Source organism: Flavobacterium seoulense, assembly GCF_000695795.1.
GTDB classification, from domain to species: Bacteria; Bacteroidota; Bacteroidia; order Flavobacteriales; family Flavobacteriaceae; genus Flavobacterium; species Flavobacterium seoulense.
Genome location: NZ_JNCA01000021.1, coordinates 80,768 through 102,721, shown reverse-complemented (window position 1 = coordinate 102,721; position 21,954 = coordinate 80,768). Strand labels below are relative to the sequence as shown.

The 21,954-nt window shown below is 32.4% G+C and carries 22 protein-coding genes; 7 read left to right on the top strand and 15 right to left on the bottom strand.

The genetic code is table 11. From position 1 onward, the window contains the following. The first annotated feature begins 176 nt into the window (after positions 1–176). Entirely contained in the window at positions 177–731 is a 555-nt protein-coding gene (locus tag FEM21_RS11505; protein ID WP_035660584.1) for a DUF4494 domain-containing protein, read from the top strand. A gap of 88 nt (positions 732–819) precedes the next feature. Here the strand turns inward: FEM21_RS11505 and FEM21_RS11500 are convergent, their stop codons facing one another. Both FEM21_RS11500 and FEM21_RS11495 read right to left on the bottom strand, forming a co-directional pair. After that, the gene (locus FEM21_RS11500) at positions 820–1,809 is read right to left on the bottom strand and encodes a bile acid:sodium symporter family protein (RefSeq protein ID WP_035660530.1); all 990 of its coding nucleotides are present in this window, start codon (positions 1,807–1,809) and stop codon (positions 820–822) included. A gap of 105 nt (positions 1,810–1,914) precedes the next feature. After that, on the bottom strand, positions 1,915–3,543 hold the full coding sequence (locus tag FEM21_RS11495; protein ID WP_035660528.1) for an acyl-CoA carboxylase subunit beta: 1,629 nt from the start codon (positions 3,541–3,543) through the stop codon (positions 1,915–1,917). Between the two features lie 149 nt (positions 3,544–3,692). Here FEM21_RS11495 and FEM21_RS11490 point away from each other — a divergent pair, with 149 nt between their 5' ends. From FEM21_RS11490 to FEM21_RS11475, 4 genes are all read left to right on the top strand, one after another. Further along, a complete protein-coding gene (locus FEM21_RS11490; protein WP_035660527.1) occupies positions 3,693–4,283 on the top strand; it encodes a TetR/AcrR family transcriptional regulator in 591 nt (196 codons plus the stop codon). 69 nt (positions 4,284–4,352) lie between these two features. Continuing rightward, positions 4,353–4,811, top strand: a complete 459-nt coding sequence (locus tag FEM21_RS11485; protein ID WP_035660525.1) for a hypothetical protein — start codon at positions 4,353–4,355, stop codon at positions 4,809–4,811. 2 nt (positions 4,812–4,813) lie between these two features. After that, a complete protein-coding gene (locus tag FEM21_RS11480) occupies positions 4,814–5,122 on the top strand; it encodes a DUF3817 domain-containing protein (RefSeq protein ID WP_035660524.1) in 309 nt (102 codons plus the stop codon). A gap of 15 nt (positions 5,123–5,137) precedes the next feature. Beyond that, positions 5,138–5,344, top strand: coding sequence for a hypothetical protein (locus FEM21_RS11475; protein WP_035660523.1), 207 nt, complete (start codon positions 5,138–5,140; stop codon positions 5,342–5,344). A 52-nt stretch (positions 5,345–5,396) separates the two neighbouring features. Here the strand turns inward: FEM21_RS11475 and lpxD are convergent, their stop codons facing one another. The 11 genes from lpxD to ccsA form a co-directional block, all read right to left on the bottom strand. Continuing rightward, positions 5,397–6,395, bottom strand: coding sequence for a UDP-3-O-(3-hydroxymyristoyl)glucosamine N-acyltransferase (lpxD, locus tag FEM21_RS11470; RefSeq protein WP_035660522.1), 999 nt, complete (start codon positions 6,393–6,395; stop codon positions 5,397–5,399). Between the two features lie 198 nt (positions 6,396–6,593). Beyond that, positions 6,594–7,085: a hypothetical protein gene (locus FEM21_RS11465; RefSeq protein WP_035660521.1), complete on the bottom strand. Its 492-nt coding sequence runs from the start codon at positions 7,083–7,085 to the stop codon at positions 6,594–6,596. A gap of 628 nt (positions 7,086–7,713) precedes the next feature. Beyond that, a complete protein-coding gene (locus tag FEM21_RS11460) occupies positions 7,714–8,217 on the bottom strand; it encodes a hypothetical protein (RefSeq protein ID WP_035660520.1) in 504 nt (167 codons plus the stop codon). 154 nt (positions 8,218–8,371) lie between these two features. Further along, positions 8,372–8,680 carry a hypothetical protein gene (locus tag FEM21_RS11455; protein ID WP_035660518.1) on the bottom strand — a complete coding sequence of 103 codons (309 nt, stop codon included), beginning with the start codon at positions 8,678–8,680 and terminating at the stop codon, positions 8,372–8,374. A gap of 84 nt (positions 8,681–8,764) precedes the next feature. Then, positions 8,765–10,609 carry a hypothetical protein gene (locus tag FEM21_RS11450; protein ID WP_035660517.1) on the bottom strand — a complete coding sequence of 615 codons (1,845 nt, stop codon included), beginning with the start codon at positions 10,607–10,609 and terminating at the stop codon, positions 8,765–8,767. 89 nt (positions 10,610–10,698) lie between these two features. Then, a complete protein-coding gene (locus tag FEM21_RS11445) occupies positions 10,699–11,229 on the bottom strand; it encodes a mechanosensitive ion channel domain-containing protein (protein ID WP_035660516.1) in 531 nt (176 codons plus the stop codon). A gap of 10 nt (positions 11,230–11,239) precedes the next feature. After that, a complete protein-coding gene (locus tag FEM21_RS11440; protein WP_035660515.1) occupies positions 11,240–11,824 on the bottom strand; it encodes a Maf-like protein in 585 nt (194 codons plus the stop codon). Further along, entirely contained in the window at positions 11,817–12,737 is a 921-nt protein-coding gene (locus tag FEM21_RS11435; protein WP_081824692.1) for a geranylgeranylglycerol-phosphate geranylgeranyltransferase, read from the bottom strand. The genes FEM21_RS11440 and FEM21_RS11435 overlap by 8 nt, the downstream gene beginning before the upstream one ends. A gap of 103 nt (positions 12,738–12,840) precedes the next feature. Then, complete coding sequence (locus FEM21_RS11430) at positions 12,841–13,368, bottom strand: KdsC family phosphatase (protein WP_035660513.1); 528 nt, start codon at positions 13,366–13,368, stop codon at positions 12,841–12,843. Next, on the bottom strand, positions 13,352–14,125 hold the full coding sequence (locus tag FEM21_RS11425; RefSeq protein WP_035660512.1) for a Rossmann-like and DUF2520 domain-containing protein: 774 nt from the start codon (positions 14,123–14,125) through the stop codon (positions 13,352–13,354). The genes FEM21_RS11430 and FEM21_RS11425 overlap by 17 nt, the downstream gene beginning before the upstream one ends. A 169-nt stretch (positions 14,126–14,294) precedes the next feature. Continuing rightward, entirely contained in the window at positions 14,295–17,561 is a 3,267-nt protein-coding gene (gene ccsA, locus FEM21_RS11420) for a cytochrome c biogenesis protein CcsA (protein ID WP_035660511.1), read from the bottom strand. Between the two features lie 335 nt (positions 17,562–17,896). Here ccsA and FEM21_RS11415 point away from each other — a divergent pair, with 335 nt between their 5' ends. After that, complete coding sequence (locus FEM21_RS11415) at positions 17,897–18,178, top strand: hypothetical protein (RefSeq protein ID WP_035660510.1); 282 nt, start codon at positions 17,897–17,899, stop codon at positions 18,176–18,178. 309 nt (positions 18,179–18,487) lie between these two features. After that, positions 18,488–19,681, top strand: a complete 1,194-nt coding sequence (locus FEM21_RS11410; RefSeq protein ID WP_035660509.1) for a multidrug effflux MFS transporter — start codon at positions 18,488–18,490, stop codon at positions 19,679–19,681. Positions 19,682–19,828: 147 nt separating this feature from the next. On the opposite strand, the gene FEM21_RS11405 is transcribed toward FEM21_RS11410, so the two are convergent. Together FEM21_RS11405 and FEM21_RS16300 are read right to left on the bottom strand one after the other, a co-directional pair. Further along, a complete protein-coding gene (locus FEM21_RS11405; RefSeq protein WP_035660508.1) occupies positions 19,829–20,569 on the bottom strand; it encodes an SDR family oxidoreductase in 741 nt (246 codons plus the stop codon). Between the two features lie 123 nt (positions 20,570–20,692). Further along, a complete protein-coding gene (locus FEM21_RS16300) occupies positions 20,693–21,589 on the bottom strand; it encodes an AraC family transcriptional regulator (protein ID WP_051627581.1) in 897 nt (298 codons plus the stop codon). Positions 21,590–21,954: the final 365 nt, after the last annotated feature.

The window sequence follows — 21,954 nt, the reverse complement described above, 5'->3', positions numbered from 1 at the left end:
AAATGTTGTAAAATGTAAAATTAGCGAATTTTCAGCTGTCCATTTTGTAAATTTCCTAAAATAGTAATGATGAATGTAATAGCATTTTTTATTTAAAATTGTGAATATCTATTTTGTTAAAAATGGTATTTATTTTGCTCTAAAATCTATCTTTGGCATCCTTAAAAAAAGAAATTATGAGCGCAATTTGGTACGAATGCAAAGTAAAATATAGAAAAACTGACGAAACCGGAAATCAAAAAGTAACGACCGAACCGTATTTGATTGACGCCATTTCCTTTACAGAAGCCGAAAGTAGAATTAATGAAGAAATGAATGCTTATATTAGTGAAGAATTCAAAATTACTAATATAAAAGTGGCTAATTATGCTGAAATTCATCCTTTTGAAAATGCCGATCGCTGGTTTAAATCAAAGATTTCACTCTTAGCTTATGATGAAGAAAGTGGAAAAGAACGCAAGACCAATATGTACTTTTTAGTTCAGGCCAATGATGTAAAAGAGGCTTATGATAATACGGTTGCTACGATGAAAGGAACTATGGGAGATTATACGATTCCTGCTATTTCTGAATCGCCTATTATTGATGTTTTTCCTTATTTTAGTGGTGATGAAGACGAATTAGAGCAATTAGAAAAATTCAATGCTTTGAAAGCTTCTAAACCAGAAGTTGTAGCTGAGATAGAAGATCATATGGAATTTGTTACGGAAGAGGAAGAAACGGTTTCTTAAAGAAGAAGAATTTCTAAAAAAATAAAAATCGCTAATTATAACATTTATTTTGAGTTATAATTAGCGATTTTTTTATGTTGAAAACGGTTTAATCTGTAATTGAATTAAATTCTAATTCCTTACGATTACCGGCATGGGCAGCAATAAAGCTAATAACGAAAATTTGAAATGCATGAAAAAGCATAATTGGAAGTATAATAATTCCCATTGTACTTGGGTTTGGGAATAATATTTTAGCGAAAACAGTTCCGTGAACTAATGATTTTTTAGTTCCGCAAAATTGAGCTGTAATTTTATCTTCGGTACTGAATCCAAGTTTGTTACTAACGAAACCAGTAATAAAATAAACAACATAAAATAATCCCAAAACAGCAACTGCAATAAAGACAAAGTTTAAAGTGTCAATACCACTAAAAACCTTATCTTCAAACGAACTACAAAAACTTTTATAGATAATTAATAGAATGATTGATTTATCAAATAGAGTTAGGTAACTGTTGTATTTTTGGGCCAAACTGCCCCAAAAACGATGTAAAAGCAAACCTAAAATAACCGGAACAACGACTTCAATAATCAGTTTAGTATAAATTTCGCCTAAATCGTAACTAGCAGCTGTATCATTCAGGAAAAGTCCCAGCCAAAGCGGTGTAACAACAATTCCTATTAATCCTGAAATACTGGCGTTAAAAATTGCTGCCGGAATATTTCCTTTGGCCATAGATACCATTACGACAGATGAAGAAACGGTAGAAGGCAAAGCTGCCAAAAACAAAAAGGCAAGCCAGATATTTTTATCGTATTCAGAATGGATTAATGGGTAAAAACACAAAATAATAAGAGGGAATAGCAAGAAAGTACAAGTTTGCACTAAAAGATGTAATCTCCAGTTTCTTAAACCGGTTTTTATTTTTTCGGGACTTAGCTTAAGACCATAAAAAAAGAAGATTAGCGAAACACCAATACTTCCGATTTTGGCTAATGGTAACGGACTTGAATTTCCTCCTAATTGAGGAAAAAGATAAGCAGCAAGTACAACAATAATTATGGAAAGAATAAATTTATCTATTTTGAATTTCATTATAAATTAATCTGATTTGTATTTTTTTATAAGCCAGCAAAGGTAACAACTTATAAAAAATACATTATTAAAAGAGCGGCTAAATTTAGGATGTTTTTTAACTGTTTAAACCTGAATTACACCAAGATTAAAAGCTTTTTCGATAGGAGCGTGGTTAGCAGCTTCAATTCCCATCGAAATCCATTTTCTGGTTTCTAATGGATCAATAATAGCGTCTGTCCATAAGCGGGAAGCAGCATAATAGGGAGAAGTTTGCTCGTCGTAACGGGCTTTTATTTTTGCAAATAATTCAGCTTCTTTGGCTTCGTCAACCGTTTCGCCTTTTGCTTTTAAAGACGAAGCTTCTATTTGCGCCAAAACTTTGGCTGCCTGCGTTCCACCCATAACGGCCAATTCTGCACTTGGCCAGGCGAATATTAATCTCGGATCATAAGCTTTTCCACACATGGCATAGTTTCCAGCACCATAAGAATTTCCAACAATCACGGTAAATTTAGGAACTACCGAATTACTTACTGCATTCACCATTTTAGCACCGTCTTTGATGATTCCGCCTTGCTCTGATTTGGAACCTACCATAAATCCGGTAACATCCTGTAGGAATACTAGAGGAATTTTTTTCTGGTTACAATTAGCAATAAAGCGAGTGGCTTTGTCGGCACTGTCAGAATAGATTACGCCACCAAACTGCATTTCGCCTTTTTTAGTTTTGATTACTTTTCGCTGATTGGCCACAATTCCCACAGCCCAGCCATCAATTCGGGCATAACCTGTAATGATTGTTTGTCCATAACCATCTTTATAAGCTTCAAATTCTGAATTATCGACCATGCGACTGATGATTTCCATCATATCGTATTGTTCGGCGCGGGATTTTGGTAAAATACCGTAAATTTCTTTTTCGTCTAAAGCGGGTTTTTGCGCTTTGATTCGATTAAAACCTGCTTTTTCATAATCACCTATTTTGTCAACTATGTTTTTTATTTTGTCCAAAGCATCTTTATCATCTTTGGCTTTATAATCGGTTACACCTGAAATTTCGCAATGAGTAGTAGCTCCGCCCAGAGTTTCATTATCAATAGCTTCACCAATGGCGGCTTTAACTAAATAACTTCCGGCAAGGAAAATACTAGCCGTTTTATCTACAATAATGGCTTCGTCGCTCATAATTGGTAAATAGGCACCACCAGCAACACAACTGCCCATAATAGCTGAAATCTGTGTAATTCCCATACTGCTCATTATAGCGTTATTTCTAAAAATACGTCCGAAATGTTCTTTATCTGGAAAAATTTCGTCTTGCAATGGCAAATAAACTCCGGCACTATCAACCAAATAAATAATCGGAATTTTGTTTTCCATAGCGATTTCCTGTGCACGTAGATTTTTCTTAGCGGTAATAGGGAACCAGGCACCCGCTTTTACAGTAGCATCATTGGCAACAACAATGCATTGTTTTCCTTTGATATAACCTAATTTTACAACAACTCCTCCTGATGGACATCCGCCGTGTTCTTTGTACATTCCTTCTGCAACAAGTGCACCTATTTCAATACTTTCAGCTTTGGCATCCAATAAATAATCAATGCGTTCGCGAGCGGTCATTTTGCCTTCGCTGTGTAATTTTTGAATGCGTTTTTCGCCTCCTCCTAATTTAATTTTAGAGAATTTTTGTCGTAAATCAGAAAGTAAAAGTTTATTGTGATCTTCGTTTTTATTGAAGTTTAAATCCATGGTGTTTGTAATTGCAAGAAAATTGAAGGCTAAAATACAAAACCAATTCAAAATAAACGAATGTAGTTAGGCATTATATGGACGTAATTTAAAAGTCTTAATCCAAATTAATTTCTTTATTTTGTTTTTTATACCAACTAGTATTTTTTATGTCAAAAGCAGCTAATACACGACTTACAATTCTTCATAAGGCGTTCGAATTGATTTATACAAAAGGATATCAAACTACAAGTATTGATGAAATTATTGCGACTACTAAAGTAACGAAAGGTGCATTTTATTATCATTTTAAGACTAAAGATGAAATGGGAATTGCCATTATTGAAGAGATTTTAAAACCAACAATGATGAAACATTTTATTGAACCAATAGAAAAGTCTCAAAACCCAATAGATGATTTTTACAATATGATTTCATATTTATTGATGGACGATCCTTTTCTACAAGTAAAATATGGTTGTCCAGTCGGGAATTTAACACAGGAAATGAGTCCTTGGAATAATAATTTTACAGAAGCTTTAAGAGAACTAGTAAGCCAATGGAAATTGACGATTATTAAAGCAATTGAGAAAGGGCAAGAAGAAGGACTAATTCGAAGAGATGTTATTGCTGAGCAAGTAGCTCTGTTTATATTATCAGGCTATTGGGGAATTAGAAATTTTGGAAAACTTCAAAATAATAATTCTGTTTATGTTGTTTATTTACAAGGTTTTAAAAAGTATTTAAACAATTTGAAATAAAAATATCCAAAAAAACATACTGATTAGTATGTTTTTTTGGATACATTTGCATTGTTAAAATCAATAACAATGTATCAATCTATTTTAATTTGTCACTCTTTTATGAGATGGCTTGTATTGGCAAGTTTAATCTATTCGATTTACATTGCTTACAAAGGGTATTATTATAAGCGTCCTTTTACTAAAAAAGATAATCTTGTCCGACATTGGACAGCAACCATTGCGCATATTCAACTTCTGTTTGGAATATTAGTTTATGTTCAAAGTCCGATTGTGAAATATTTTTGGAAGAACTTTAAAGATGGGATTGAGAATATAGACATTGCTTTTTTCGGGCTTATTCATTTTATATTAATGTTCGTTGCAATTACTCTTATTACAATTGGCTCAGCTTTGGCAAAAAGAAAACTTTCTGAAGAGCAAAAATTTAAAATTATGCTTGTTTGGTTTTCAATAGCTTTAATTATCATTTTTATTGCCATTCCGTGGCCATTTTCTCCTCTTGTAAACCGACCTTATTTTAGATAATCATGAAAAATTTATTCCAAACAAATACCGGACGCTTACGAATTATTGGATTTTTAGAAGGAAGCTCACTTTTGATTTTACTTTTTATTGCCATGCCGCTAAAGTACATTTTTCATATACCATTTTTAACAAAACCAGTTGGAACGATTCATGGTGCTTTATTATTGCTTTTTATTTTTAATACGATAAGTGTTGGTGTTGAACAGAATTGGAAATTTAAAGATACAACCTGGAAAGTGCTCTTGGCATGTATAATTCCTTTTGGAACTTTTTATATAGATTCTAAAATTTTAAGTAAAATCAATAACTAAAATAATCCTTTAATTATGGTTTTTGTATTTAAAACAAACATAGACAGCGTTTCGAAAGTAAAAAAAGTTACACCAAAACTCAATCGTTTATTTCCAAATTCAAAGTGGAATTTTGATTTGGAAGATTGTGATAATATTTTACGATTTGAATGTAAAGATGATATTATTGAAAAAGTAATTTTTTTATTGAAAGTAATTGGTTTTGAATGTGAAGCTCTATAAATAAAAAAACAGAAGCCATAACTTCTGTTTTTTTATATGATTTTAAAATTTATTATTTCTTAGATTCGCTTACGAGTCTTTTTAGAATTGCCCATTGTTTTAATGCATCACGAGCTTCGACAGCAGGGTAGCCTAACATGGTTTTACCGGCAGGAATATCACAAGTAACTCCTGATCCTGCGCCAATAACTGCGCCGTCGCCAATAGTAGTATGATCTTTTATAGAAGCGCTTCCGCCAATGATTACTCCGTTTCCTAAAGTAACCGAACCTGCTAAACCGCTGTTTCCAGCCATAATACAAAATTTTCCTAATTTACTGTTATGTCCTATTTGAACTAAATTATCAATTTTACAGCCATCACCTAAAACTGTTGAACTGAATTTTCCTCGGTCAATACAACTATTAGCACCAATTTCGACATTGTTCCCAATGATTACATTTCCAATTTGTGGAATTTTCACCAAACCTCTTTCAGCACAAGGACGGAATCCGAAACCATCTGCTCCAATGGTAGCATTAGGATGAATAATACAGTTATTACCAATGAAACAACGTTCTCTTACTACCGTTCCAGACCAGATAACTGTATTTTTTCCAATAGTACATTCGTCTAAAATAGTTGTATTTGGATAAATTGTAGTGTTTTCGCCAATTTGAACCTTAGGTCCAATATAACTTCCTGCTCCAATTTTTGTTCCAGCTCCAATAATTGCTGTTGCATCAACAACTGCGGTAGGATGAATGTCAACATGAAAAACAGGTAATGGCGGTGCAAAAAGCTCTAATATTTGAGACATAGCCAAATCGGCATTTTTTACTTTTATAAAAGCTCTGTTTTCTCCCGGTTCAATTGAAATATCTTCGTTCACTACTGCAACACTTGCTTTAGAGCTAATCCAAAGTTTCTCATATTTTTTGTTTCCAATAAAAGAAATTTCATTTTCTGTGGCAACTTCAAGTTGTTCGGCTGCTGTAATTTTGTGCGAAGTATTGCCAGAAATATCACCTTTCAGTACATCATTTATTTCTTCAATTGAGTAGGATTTCATGTAGTTTTTTAGAATTAATTTAAATAGATACGTCAAATAAAGTAATTCTATTGGGATAATCCTAATGTTTTGTATTATGCTTATGCTAAAGTTGGTTAAAAAGTAACTTTTTTTGTTTTGAAAAAGAAAACCAGAATGTATATTTAAAAGAAAAAGCTGTTTCAGTAACGAAACAGCTTTTAGAATTATTTGTAATTATTAACGGCCTCTGTGTCCGCGATCATGATCTCTGTGGTAATCTCTTCGGTCATCACGATCTCTTCTGTTATCATACTTTCTGTGTTTGTCATAATGACGATCATTGTTGTAGTAATGACGAGCCGCTACATATCGTTTGTTATAATGTTTAACATGGTGATTAGTGTAGTAAGTGTAAGGACGACTTCCGTGATATCCTCTTAATTCCACACGACGTGCATGACTTAAATCATAATTTCTGTAATGTGTTGGAAGATATCTTGTACGACACCAGTTTCCATTGTCTAAATATACATAATGAGAAGTATGCACATCATAATAAGTCTGAATTTCTGGTAAATAATAAAAATCTACATTTACATGATTTCGTGGTACCCAGCTATCAACTATAACTGCTGGTCTTCCTATGTTTACATTAACTGAAACTTGAGCTTGTGAATTACTCGCTGCAAATAAAATGATTCCTGTTGCTATTAATTTTAATGTTCTCATGATTTCTATATTTTAAAATTTTTGTTGGGGTTTTTGAATTTTATTTTTTACTCTATTAAGCTGTTTTCAATTTGTGTGCCAAAAAACAGTTTGTTAACTTATTTTTAACTTAATGGATATGGAAAAATGATTTAATGATGTCTTTTCAGGTTAATTTTAATGATGAAAAAGAGATTGATTAGTATTAGTTCTATTTTTTATTTTATCATCAATTTATTTTCAAAAATGTATTTTATTTTTTTGTTTTAATTTTTTCAATTTGATGAAAATATTTTTTCTGAAATTGCGTTATATTCTAATTTGTCTTTGTGTTTACATGGTTTCAGTAATGTTTTTTAGAGAATTCTATTTTTGTAAATCAAATAACAAATTTGAGCTACAGAAATTGATAAGAGAAATAAAAGGATATAGTTAAGATTGAATTTTAAGGAACATATTTATAATTTGAAAAGAAATAGAAATGGTCTTTTACTGAAAATATTTTGAATAATGCTCATGTTGTAGATTTTCTATTTTTATTCGAAATAGAATTGTAAATTTATTTTAATTAACATATTTTTAACTTATTTGATTAGCAAAAAAAAAGAAACGCTAATTGCGTTTCTTTTAGTATTAAAGTTGAAAAAAATTATCTTCTTTTATCGTCATTTCCTTTTCCACGATGCGAATTATTGTGCTTCGAATTGTGTTTGTCGTAATGCTTATCTTTTTTGTCTTTTTGTTTGTAAACAACATGTTTATCATTATTTCGATAACCTATAGTTTGTTGTGGTTTTCCTTTGTATCCTTTATAATATTTTGCTTTATGATCTTTATAATAAATATAAGGAGTTCTTCCGTGGTAATCATTTAAAACTACTTTGTATCCACTGTACAAATCATAATTTCGATAGTGATGAGGTAAATGTCTTGAACGGATCCATTTTCCGTTGCCAAAATAAATAAATTGTGAATTACGAATATCATAATAGCTCTGAACATCCGGAATATAATAATAATCAATATTAGTATATCCTGCCGGTCCCCAGGCTGGTGGTGTACCTATGTTTACATTTACCGAAACTTGTGCCTGTGAAGTGGCACTAACTGCTATAAATATAATTCCTGCTGCGATTAATTTTAAAGTTTTCATGATTTCTATTTTTTAAGGTATTTTCAAATTTTTAATCTTATTAGCGGAAAGCCAATTATTGTGCCAAAAAAATAGTAGAATGTTTGATTTGAGTTAAAAAAAATAGCTCATTAATAAGTAAATGAGCTATTGGATAGAGTTATCTTGTTGATTTTTAAAGTAATAAAATCAATAAAAGAATGATGATAATTATAGCTCCTACAGATAAATAAACACCATGTCCTGTTGCTTTTAGATTTTTTTTAATAGTTTTTACTTCGGTTCTGAGTTCTTTTTTTTCAGAAGAAGATAAGTTTGACTTATCCATTTCTTTAATTTCGTTCAGGCGATTGAGCATTGTTCTCACTTCGGCAGGAACTTCTTTTGGATTTTCAGCAGGATTTTTTTCAGCTGCATAAGTATTAATTGGTAATGCGATTAATGATAGCATCATAATCATGAAATAAAAGCTTAATTTTCTCATATTTTTAAAATTTAAATTAAAAAACCTGATTTTTTATACATAAATATACTGATTAATAATGGATTAATCAATCTGTAATAGGTTTTATTTGAAAGGAACAATTTTAGGCTGTGCCAATTCAAAATTTTGAAACCCGAAATCAGTAGTTTCAAACGCATTTGTTTTAAAAATATTATCGCCCATAAAAGGAATAGTAGGGTAGTAAGACAGCGAAAGCTGAAAAGAACTAAAAACCAAATAATCATTATTAATGAGTAACCCAATTCCGATTTTAGAATAGGTTTTATTGGTATTTGTTGGATTATTTCTGTTACCAATTACTGCAATTGCATAATTGAAATAGGGGTTAAAACGAAATCCCCAAATTTCTTTAGGAGCATAGGATTGCGTTTGAAAAGTGAGCAATATTTTTTGTGTACCATAAGTAGGACTGTTAAATCCTCTGATGCCGTAAATTTCATTAATAGTCAATAAATCTGCCTGACTGTTTTGTCTGTTAAATCCAATAATTGCCTGCGGTTTGATAAATTGTCTAATTTTCCATTTTCCTATTTCTAAAAGATTGGTAAAATAATTGGCCTGAAAATGAATCGTACTTTGTTCAGTTTTTGATTGATTAAAGAAAGTGCCTATTTCGAAATTAGTACTTAAAAAGCCCCATTTATGATAGTTCCCAAAAGAAATTTGTGCTCCAATGTAAGAACGCCATATCTGATTTTTGTATTGATAACCTCCTGTGATTCCGTAAATTCGTCCTATGGGAACGTCTTCGGTTTGTCCGTTTCTAAAAATGTAACGGTCTTCAATAAATTGTCTGGTATTGATACCTACTCCAGCAAGAATCACTTTTTCAGAACTAAAAAAGCCGATAGAATCTAATTCTTTTGGCGGAGTGATTTTGTAATTTTTATTGGTAAACCCCAGAGTTGTAATTAAATTAGTAGTTCGTTCAGTAACAGCATCTGATTTTATTACAGGAAAAGCACGGCCTACCCAAAAATCCTGAGTGTCAAATTTTACATCATGAGGAATAAATTTATTAGGAACATTTTGAGGAATAATTGTATTATTCTGATCCTGAATACTATCTCTAATATAATTTTGATTAAGGATTATTCCTCCTGCCCATTTGGCTAATGGAGAATAAAAAGGACGCTCGATGGTAATTCCTTTGGTATAGTAATTTTCGAAGTCATTGTTATATCTTAATTGGGTTCTAACAAATGAATTCTTGATATTTGGAATTAAGTAATTGATGTTATGAGCATCTTGTTTATCGCTTTTTCGATTAGAATAATAATAATCTAATTGATGTCCTATTCCAAAAAAATTACGTTCCCTAAGTCCAAGTCCTGTTCTTGAACTTGAAATGGAGAATTTAGGAACAGAGCTCCAGGAATCTACAACACGAATGTAAACATCGACAGAATCAGATTGTGCAGAAACTAATTTTTCGCTAATATGAGCTCTATTGATAAAGTTTTGGCTTCTTAATAAACGTTCGGATTCTGTTATTTCTAATAAGTGATAAGGCTTGTTTTTTGAAAAAAGCAATATGTTTTTAATAGCAAATTGCTTTGACTTAAGATGAAACCAGTTTCCTGTTTTTTCGGTCCAGCGATCAGGAACTTTAGTCGAATCGATTTCAGAATACCCAAAAGGATCAAGAGTAACAATGTGGATATTTCGTATAATTTTACCTTCTACATCTAAATGTTTTGGAGTAATTGGCTTTTCTTTTACTTGCTTGCTTCTTTTTGTAGGTCGAAATACCAGACGATGAAAAAATCTGGACGTTTTATTTTGTCGCTGATTGTAAATAGCAGGAAGCGAAGTACTGTCTTTTACTACAGGTTTATTTTGTGAAAAAGAAAACTGATAACAAAAGAGTACAAAAAGAAAACCTATTATTTTACGACTAAATAACATTTAAAAATGGCTTTAAAACAAATACTCTTTTTTTATATCTCTTTTATAAAGTTACTATAAATACTCAATAAACAGCTTTTTCTTAAGTGTTAATCAGTAAATTCTTTTTCTTCATGATAGTTATGAAGAATAGAAATTCCTTTCTGGAACAAAAGATTGTTTGGGTAAATGACTTCTTCGCCTTCAATAGTTTTTATTACCACATGAAAAGCGCCAATATCTTCTATTTCTCCAATAATTGGAAAATCTTTGTCGTGAATTTTTATACTGTCTCCAATTTTAAATGGAAACGAAAAAAACAAAATAACTCCTGCGGTAATATTGCTTAAAATAGACCATTGTGCCACCATGGCAACACCAATGATGGTTACAGTTGATGATACTACAAGAAAAATATCGTTAACTTTCACTCCCCAAATTATAACTAACGCAATAAATGATAAAATATTGATAAGTAAATGGAGGTATTTAATAACCAAATTTGTGCGGTATTCAATTTTGTGCGAAGTTTTCGCATAGCGATGCACCACTTTTGTAGATATCACGCGTAAAACCATGAGTACAATAAGTACTACGCCACTTATAATTATTTCGTTTGTAAAATCTTTAAAAAAAGTCATTGCTATGTTTTTATGCTAAGTTACTTAAATATTGATATACTTTATCTACCGGAAGCCCAATAACATTAGCATACGAGCCTTCTATTTTTTTTACTCCAATAAACCCAATCCATTCCTGAATGCCATAAGCGCCAGCTTTGTCAAAAGGTTTGTAGTTTTCAATGTAATAATCAATGGCTTCGTCCGTCAGTTCATTAAAAGTAACTTTGGTTATTTCGGATAATACTTCTGTCTTTACATTAGTTTTAAAACAAACCGAAGTAATTACTTCATGAGTAGCATTCGATAATGATTTTAAAATAGCAAAAGCATCTTCTTTATCTTTTGGTTTACCAACTGCTTTTTCATTATGCCAAACCAAAGTATCGCTCGTAACCAGAATTTCGTTTTCGCTTAATTCTCCATCAAAAGCGCTGGCTTTTAATTCGGCTAAATAGTTGGTAATGGCTTCTCGTTTTAATTCCGCTGGAAATATTTCTTCGATTTCTTTTAATCGAATTTCAAAATCGATGTCTAAATCTTTGAAAAATTGTTGTCTTCTTGGAGAACCCGAAGCTAATATAATTTTATAATCTTTTAATTTATTTCTAAGCATGGTATTTAATATTTAAAGAGATAATTAGAATAGATAGTATTCCAAAAAATAAAATCCATTTTAAGACTTTACTTAAAATAGTAAAATTGTTTTTTGTTGCTGCTGTCCAGAGTTTTATACTAAAATAGAGCAATGGTCCTAAAACAAATAACAAACTGTAAATGGTGGCAGCAATTAAATGATTTGGCACCAAGTAACTATTAATATAATACAATAATGCAATTATAGGGGCAAAATTAAGGATAAAAACGAGTTTGGTAGTTTTTGAGATTCCTAAAACAATAGCGAGTGTTCGCATTCCTTGTTTGTTATCGCCATCAAAATCTTCTAAATCTTTTACTATTTCGCGTAAAAAATTAATCATAAAAGCAAAAATAGCATAGTCTAAAAGTATCGAAAATAATCCTGCCATTACATCCTGATTTGCTGTATCTGTCGCTGGGAAAATATCGAATATCCCAATGATTACAACACTTAAAGCCAATAATAATGCCACTACAAGATTACCAATAAGCAGCATTTGTTTTAAACTTGTAGCATAAATATAAAGTATTGCAGCTATTAGAACAAAGATGGCGGCAAAATTGGGCCGCATGATTACATTTGCTAAATAAAATCCAATGGCTACACCGCTAACGTTTAAAAACGCATAGATATTATAGGCTTTGGTTTCTGAAATACTTTTACCTACAATTACTTTATTTGGCTTGTTGATTTGGTCTGTTTGCTGATCAAAAATATCATTGATAACATATCCTGCAGCAGCGATTAAAATGGTACTTAAAACTAATAATCCGTACTGCCAGTCGGCTAGAGCCAAATCTATTTTTTGTAATTTCAAAAAGCCATACCTGAATAATAGCTGCATAAAAGCGAGCATTAACAGGTTTTTGTAACGAATTAGGTTTAGCATTTTAAGTTAGAGGTTAGAAGTGGGAAGTTAAAAGTTAGGAGTAGTAAGTTAGATTAAACACAAAGTAAAGAAACTTCCATCTTCTAACTTTTAACTTCTCACTTTAATCGTATTTTGCGTTAAAATTTTCCATCCATTTTCCTTGTACTTTCATCACCTGTTCGATTACATCACGAACCGCGCCTTTTCCTCCATTTTTATGCGAAATATATTTAGAAATTCCTTTGATTTCAGGACAGGCATCTTGAGGACAAGTAGGCAAAGCAACTAATTTCATTACTTCATAATCAGGAATATCGTCGCCCATATATAAAATTTGCTCCTGCTTGATTTGGTGAATATCAATGTATTCGTCAAAAGTTTCTACTTTATCCGGAGTTCCTAAATGGATATTTTTAATTCCGAGATTTCTTAAACGGATACGAACACCTTCATTACTTCCTCCCGAAATAACGCACACATTATAACCGCTATCTACGGCAGTTTTTAAGGCATAACCATCGCGAATATTCATGGTTCTCAGCATTTCGCCATCATTGTTTACAAATACAGAACCATCTGTTAATACGCCATCCACATCAAAAATAAATGTGGTAATGTCGTTCATTATCTCTTTATAACTTTTTGCCATTCTCTTGAATCGATTGTGTTAGTGTTTTATATAAGTGTAATTGATTGTCATTTTTTAAAAAAGCTTCATGAGCAGCAATGGTTTTTTGATCATTCCTGATGGCCGGTCCTGTTTGTGCTTCGGTAGGAGAGAGCGTTGACAGTTTCTCTATTGTTTCGTACATCAAAGGCTTTAAGATGTCAAACGGAATTTGGTTTTCAGTACAAATTTCGTTGCCAATTGCATACAGATGATTTGTAAAATTATTGACAAAAACTGCCGCTACGTGCAAGGCTTTTCGCTGCTCAGAATTTATTGCCTGTACTTTATCTGAAATTGTTTTGGCTACTTTGTCTAATACCTGATAATCGGGTGCATTTTCGGCTTCTAAGCAAATAGGAATCTGTTTGAAATCGACTGCTTTTGACTTCGAAAAAGTTTGTAAGGGATAGAAAACGCCTTTTCGATTATTATCATTCAAAATACTCAGATTAGTACTTCCAGAAGTATGTACAACTAATCTGTTTTTGAACGGAAGTGCAGTCGAAATACTTTCGATAGCATCATCAGACACGGCAATAATGTATAAATCTACTTCCTGTAAATCGTCTAAATTATCGATAATTTGTTCTGGACGGAGTAGGTGGCTGAGGCTTTCCTTTTTTCGGGAAAAAACCTGAACCAATTCTATTTCGTTTCCTGATTTTTCAGGGTTTTGAAATGTAGTAATCAGCTGTTGCGCTACATTTCCCGAGCCAATAATACTTACTTTAATCATAGCGTAAAATTAACAAAAAAATTAGCCACAGTTTACAATGATATCAAGAAATTAATCTATGAAAATCAATGTATGCTGTGGCAAATGTAACGGTAGATAATGATGTATTATTATAGTTTGATAATCAAATGGATTGATTTGCATTTGACTAAAAAACGAATGACATCATTTACTGTTTTTTCTTGTAATGTTTTTTGTATTTTGGATAAGTTATGGCTCCTAGTAAAGCAATTCCGCCTAGTGAATAATAAATCCAGTTCAATGAATGTGCTTCACCACTTGCATACGAATGTAATCCTACTAGGTGGAAATTTACTCCGTAATAAGTAAATAAAATCGAAATAAAAGCAAACATACTCATTAGGTTGAAAACCCATTTTCCTCTTAAAGCAGGTACAAAACGAGCGTGAATTACAAAAGCATAGACCATAATACTAATTAATGCCCAGGTTTCTTTTGGATCCCAACCCCAGTAACGTCCCCAGCTTTCATTAGCCCATTGTCCACCCAGGAAGTTTCCAATAGTCAACATAATCAATCCAATGGTTAATGACATTTCGTTGATATAAGTGATTTCCTGGATATTCAAATCCATTTTAGTTTTGTTCTTTTCGTTAGTAAAAAAGATTAGCAACAAGGATACAAAACCAAGTATAAATCCTAATGCAAACGGCCCGTAACTTGCTACAATTACCGCAACGTGAATCATTAACCAGTACGAATTAAGAACAGGCTGAAGATTAGCAATTTCCGGATCAATCCAGTTCATGTAAGCAGCCATTAAAATCATAGCCGTTACAAAAGCAGAGGATGCTACCGTTAGTTTTGATTTGATATCGAAAGCCAAACCAAAGAACATTGTTGCCCAAGAAACATATACAATCGATTCATAAGCATTACTCCATGGCGCGTGACCTGAAATGTACCAACGTGCAATTAATCCCAAAGTATGTAATGCAAATAATAATCCGATAACAATATGCATTCCGTTAACCAAATAATTCAAAGTTTTTCCTTCTTTGAATATTTTTAGGATGGTAAATAGAAGCATCAAAATTGCCGCAGTTAAATACCAATAAGGCAATTTTTGGAAAACATCGTATTTGTTGTATAAAATTTCTAAATCTACTTTGTCTTCTGAAGGCAATACTTTTTCTCCAAATTTCTTTTGGAAACCGTGAATACTTTCTAGTAATTCATCTGAATTTTTATAATCTCCAGAAACAGCAGCATTGGTTAACGAACCAAAGTACAATGGTAAAACACTCTTAGTGTAAGTAGAATCCATTCCTTTTAAGCCTGAAGTTGCCAGTTCATTAATCGAAATCCATTTGTTATTAGCGTCACCCGGAATTGGGAAAATTTTCAAAATATTTCCGCTTAAAGCCGATTCCATTAAGTTGACTTTTTTGTCTGTTTCCACAAAGTCTTTTTCAAACTGATTTGGATTTGCAGCCTTATAAGCAGCTTCTAGATAAGGAGATAATTTATAGTTTCCTTGTCCGTCAAAAAAGGAGATAAAAGGAGCATATTTTGCTTTAGAATCAATACCAATAATTTTTCGGATACTGTCGTTTCCGCTTTTGATGTAAATTAAAGGAACTTCAATCCAAAATTGTGCATATTGTGAAATCGATAAAAATACCTGATCAGAATTCATGCCTTTGTATTCATTGGCATGGCTTACTTTTCGCAACAATTCAGACGAAAAAGTATTGATAGGTTTCATTCTTCCGCCGGCATCCTGAATAATTAAACGACCAAACTGAGCTGCATGTTTTTCAGAAATCTTGTATTTGTTGATTAATGAATCAATTTGTTTTTCAGTAGGCGCCACTCTTGCAGGCATTTTTCCTGCTTTTGCCGGTTCAGCAGTGTGTGTGTGATTATGATCGTGATTATGATTGTGTTCTTGTTCTGTATGTTCATGGTTGTGGTCGTGACCTTCATGATCATGGTCGTGTTCCTGTGTTTGTGCAAAACCATTTAAGCTTAGCAATAAAACTAAAAAGGGAATTAATTTTTCTTTTTTAGTTTTTACGATTTCTAATTTTCGTTTTAAATCGGCAAAACGAGAATGCTTGGTAAACATGATTGCCATTAAAGAAAAGAATAATAAAAAGTAACCTGCATAAGTAATGTTTGTTCCCCAGAAATCATGATTTACAGAAAGTACAGTTCCTTTTTCGTCAGGGTCAAATGATGACTGGAAAAAACGATAACCTTTATGATCCAAAACGTGATTCATATAAATTCGGGCATCGAATGGTTTTTCTGCCGAATCCTGAACTGTTACTTTACTTTCAAATGAAGAATAACTTTTCTCTGTTCCAGGATATTTTTGTGCAATAAAATCGTTTAACTGGATTTTGAAAGGCAAAACATAAGCTTTACTGCCGTAGAATAAAGAATATTCGATGTTACCAATTTTGACAGTTTTTGGTTCGCCTGTTTTTCCTTTAGAACCTAAAAGAACCACTTCTTTTTCCTGTCCTTCGGCTTTAACGGTTAGCACTAAAGCATCTTCATGCGTTTTAGCTTTGTAATCATTATTCGATTCGTATTCGATAACTCCTTTTACGGCTGGATCAGGGAAAACAATTCGGATATCGCCAATGCTGTATAACGAACGCATCATTAACGGCTGTACTTTATCTTTTTCAACGCCACCCTGTAACTTATCAGCCATTCGCATAAAATTACCTTCAAATGGTGTTTGAATAGTATACTCTTTTCCGTCAAAATTAATATTGATAGCACCGTCAGTAGGTTTGTTTAAAGCAAAAAGAACGTTGTGAATGTTCTGAACTTCGCCTTCTTTCAGGAAATGTTCTTCACGTCCGCCACTTCCGGCTTCGACTAATTTCATGTATAAAATTCCGTTAGCATCAGGTTTTACATATTCCTTAGCTCCCATAATAAAGTTTTTGTATTTTACTTCAAACGGAGTATCGGCAAATTGTCCGGAAACAGTGAAATTATTATTGGTTACAGGCGAAAGCAATAGTGGTCTTTCAAAAACACGGCGTTTCATTTCGCCCTTATATTCACCATCTACAAAAACAGACAGAAAGGTTTTATCTGAATAAAATTGATTTTCAGCTGCGCCTTCGCGAATAGGCATTACGCCTTCATAACTGATATATCGGGTGATAAAAGCACCCAGAAGAATAAAAATAAAAGCCAAATGCAGTAATAAAGTAGCCCATTTTTCTTTTTTTAATAACTGATATCTCTTAATATTTCCAAAGAAATTAAGCATAAAAACCACCATAATTCCTTCAAACCACCAGGTATTGTAAATCCAGATTCGGGCGGTATCAGTATTGTATTTACTTTCGATGAAAGTTCCTGTTGCCATGGCTACAGCAAAAGCTATAAACAGAAAAGCCATTAAGCGTGTAGAAAACAAAAAAGAGTAGATTTTTTTATCCATTTTATAAGGGATTGTGTTTTGTAAAAGTGCGACAAAAGTACTTAAAAATGTTGATTTTAAAAGCCGTGCAATTGTTAATTAAAATCCAAAAAATACACGATTCTAAAGTCTGTTGATTTGTGCTTTTTTGAAATGTATTTTTTGTTTAATTATTTTCCGGAAAAATGGAAATGGAATTTTTTTTACAGAATTTTAAAAAATTAATATAAAATTGGCATTTATAAAAAAGATAGGTTTTATTTTTAGATTAAGATTATTTCAGTAGCCCAATCATCAGGCTTAGCCTTTTGTTTTACTACAATAATCAGGTTTAGTAATAATTAAAATTTACAGTTATGACAGAAGAATTCACAATCATTGAAAAAGAAGAGATCGGATCTCTTAAGTTTCCAACAACAGATGTGTTGGACGATGATAAAGAAATGAAAACGAGAATTGGCGAAATAAATCGTGCTTTATCATTGGGTAATTTAGAGCATTCAAAAATTAAAATTTTCTTTGAAGACAACGAGTCTAAAAAGATAGTAAATACGACAGTCTGGGCAGTTACCGACAAAAATGTTATTTTAAAACAAGGAGTTATGATTCCTATTAACAGGATATATAAACTATTTTAGAAAAGAATTACACTTAATTTTCAGAGATTCTGAAATGAAAAACGGCGCAAGTCTCTATAGAGTTTGCGCCGTTTTTTATGAAGTGATACCAAACAATTTATATATTAAACCAATTTATCCTGGTATAATGCAGATGTAATATGAAAATAGTACAATGCAATTGGACTATATTGAATATACAATCGGTATGATTTTAAAAACGATAACAGAATGTTAAATAATGGATTTTGAAATCGTCAATCCCTGATAACATTTTTTTATGGCTTACTTTTGCACAAAAAATAATCACCTACACGATTTTCTATATTTATGACTAAGGCTAAACATCTTCAACTCATTTTAATTTTAGGTTCCATGACAGCATTAGGACCTTTTTCAATCGATATGTATTTGCCTGGTTTTTCAGGAATTGCAGCCGATTTGAATACAACAGTAGCCAAGGTTTCGATGAGTTTATCGAGTTATTTTATCGGGATTTCAGCAGGACAATTGTTGTATGGTCCTTTATTAGATCGTTTTGGACGAAAAAAACCATTGTTTATTGGTTTACTGGTATATATTTTAGCTTCATTAGCCTGCGCTTTTGTTACAGATATTGATGCTTTTATAGGTTTTAGATTTGTACAGGCCGTGGGAAGTTGCGCTGCGACAGTAGCTTCGCTGGCGATGGTTAGGGATTTATTTCCTGCCAAAGAAACGCCTAATGTTTTATCTAAATTAATGCTGGTAGTAGGGCTTTCGCCAATGTTAGCACCTACAGCCGGAGGCTATGTAACAACTTATTTTGGCTGGCACACGGTGTTCCTGATTCTGGCTGCTATGGGCGCTTTTGTACTTTTGGCTACACAATTAGGTTTGCCCAATACGCACAAACCTGATGCTTCGATTTCGTTAAAGCCAAAACCCATTATCACTAATTTTATTTCGATTCTAAAAGTTCCGCAATTTTATACCTATACTTTTACGGGAGCCATTGCCTTCTCTGGTTTGTTTACTTATGTGGCTGCATCGCCATTAATTTTTATGGATATTTTAAAGGTTGATGCCGAAATCTACGGATGGATTTTTGCATTGATGTCGGTGAGTTTTATAGGTTCGAGCCAATTGAATTCGGTTTTACTGAAGCGTTTTTCGAGTGAACAAATGATTTTTACAGCTTTGATTTCGCAATCCATTATCAGTTTTGTTTTCCTGATTTTGGCTGTTAATGATCTTTTAGGATTATATGAAACCATTGGAATGCTGTTTTTGTTTCTGGCTTGTTTAGGAATCTCCAATCCTAATACTGCTGGATTGTCTCTAGCTCCTTTTTCTAAAAATACCGGAAGTGCATCGGCATTAATGGGCGCTACGCAGTTAGGAATTGGTGCTTTGGCTTCTTTTGGAGTCAGTCTTTTTGTAAAAGATTCGATAACTCCTATGGTGGTTATTATGACTTCGACTACCATTCTGGCACTCCTTATTTTGTTATTGGGTAAACGAAAAACAAAACCACGATTGTAAATACCAGTGATGATGCTATGGCAATGGTGCATTAAAAAAAAACTCCGCAATTGTGGAGGTTTTTTTTTACTACTATTTTCTGATTGATGTTGTTTTTATATGGTGTCACGGTTTTGTTAGAATAACAATCTAATCTTTGCCTGTTCTTTAACTTTGTATCCAATCATTGAAATGAATTTTACCTTTTGTATGTGCTCCTTCTGGGACTAAACCGTTTTTAGGAAAATCATAAAACATATATTTGTTATCATTATCAGAAATTACAGTTTTGTGCTGTCCTGTGAGTTTTATATATCGCGAAACTAACTCATTCATTGGTGTAAGCTCAGGACCTGCGATTTCAATAATAGTATTTTTAGCTGATTCTAAAGCAAATTTTACAATCAACTGAGCAACATCTTCAGCGGCTATGGGCTGATAATCCATTGAAGAAACATGCACGTTATCTTCTGTAGCCTGTACTGCTATAATTGTATCTGTGTGTTCGTAAAATTGGGTAGCGCGAATGATTGTATAAGGAATACCAGAATTTTTGATAGTATCTTCCTGAATTTTCTTAGCACGCATGTATCCTATATTCAGGACTCTGTCAATACCTACAATAGATAAAATGATATGATGTTTAACTCCTGCCTGTTTTTCTGCTTCAGCGAGGTTTTGTCCGGCTGTTTTAAAAAAGCTGATTGCATTTTCTTCTTCCGGTGATGAAGAATTTGAAAGATCAATTACAATTTCAGTGTCTTTTAAAGCTTCAGAAAGTCCTTCTCCCGTTATAATATTAACACCATTTTTAGATGAGCCTATAACAACTTCATGCCCTTCATTTTTTAATTTTTTTGAAACATTCGCCCCAATTAAACCTGTTCCTCCAACTACTAGTATTTTCATGTCTTAAGTCTTTGTGTTAATAAAAAGTTTACTATATGTGCAAAGTTCTGTATTTTGATAATAGCTAAAGATATACAAAACCCAGTGTAAGGTGGACAAAACACTTTTACTAAAAAAAGATCTTTAAAAAAGGTAATCGTCTGGAGGTGAATTGTGTTTTCGATATTCAGTAGGAGAAAATCCGGTTTTTTTTCTAAAAAGACGCATAAAGTACTTTTCATCTTCGTAACCCAATAAATCCGATATTTCTTTTATGCTGGTATCGGTATAGTAAAGTATTCGTTGTGCTTCTCTCAAAATTTCTTTTTGAATAATTAAAGATGCTGATAAACCAGTTATTTTTTTTACAGTATCGTTTAAATAACTAACGCTTATATGTAATTTTTCAGCATAATCTGCAGGTTTTTTCAGCCGATGAAAATTATGGCGTACAAGATTTATAAATTTCTTTGTAATAATAACAGGGCGGGATGCGAAGTTGACCGTATTGATTTGTGGTTTGCTTTGATAGGTAAGACCTGCCTGTGCAACAAATGCAGAAAGCAACGGATGAGAAACCTCTTTGTATGGTATCTCATTCAATTCATCTAAAGCTGTAATAGACAGCAATACTGATTTAAACCAATTGTATTCTGTGTTTGTGAGTTCTATAGAGATAATTTCTTCCAAGAATTTATCAAGAGTTGCTCTGACAGATTCTTCGAAAAGATCATTTTCAAAAGAAAAATACCATCCGCTGGCTTGTGATGCTTTGTGAACCTGATGAATTTGCCACGGTGGCGAAATAAAAAGAGTTTTTGCAGGCATTCGGAAAGGTTCAAAATCTAAAAGGACTTCGACTTCTCCGTTTTCAATCAGCATACCGGTATAATGATCATGTCGATGAGGATAAAGAGCGTCTTTAAAATCATCTGAAAATTCATCCCATGCTTTCACGATAAACCCTTTGCTACTTTCCAGTTTACGCAGTATAACCGGAGTACTTTTATTCATTTTTGCAGTTGTAGCAGGAAGAATCATCGTTCAAAAGAATTTAGATATAAGAAGTTTAAAAGTAAGAAATATTTTTTTAGTTTTTATTCGTTTTTGTTTTGTCAAACTATTGTTTTTTTGAAGCAGATAACAGCATTTTGTAAATCTTATTTCATTTTTTTCTTTTCGAGTATTACTTTTTATAAGCAGAGCAACTTTCGCTTTTTAATCAAAAGAAAGTTGTTACAGCCTTATTGCTATAACAACTTTTATCAATAGTTTTCTTATCTTGTAAGAAGCTTTTGTAATTTACTCAATACTTGTTGCAGTTTCCTCAACGGTAGTTTTGTATTCCTCAAGCACTTTTGCAACTTCCTCAAAGGCTTCTGCAATTTCCTCAAAGGTAGTTTTAT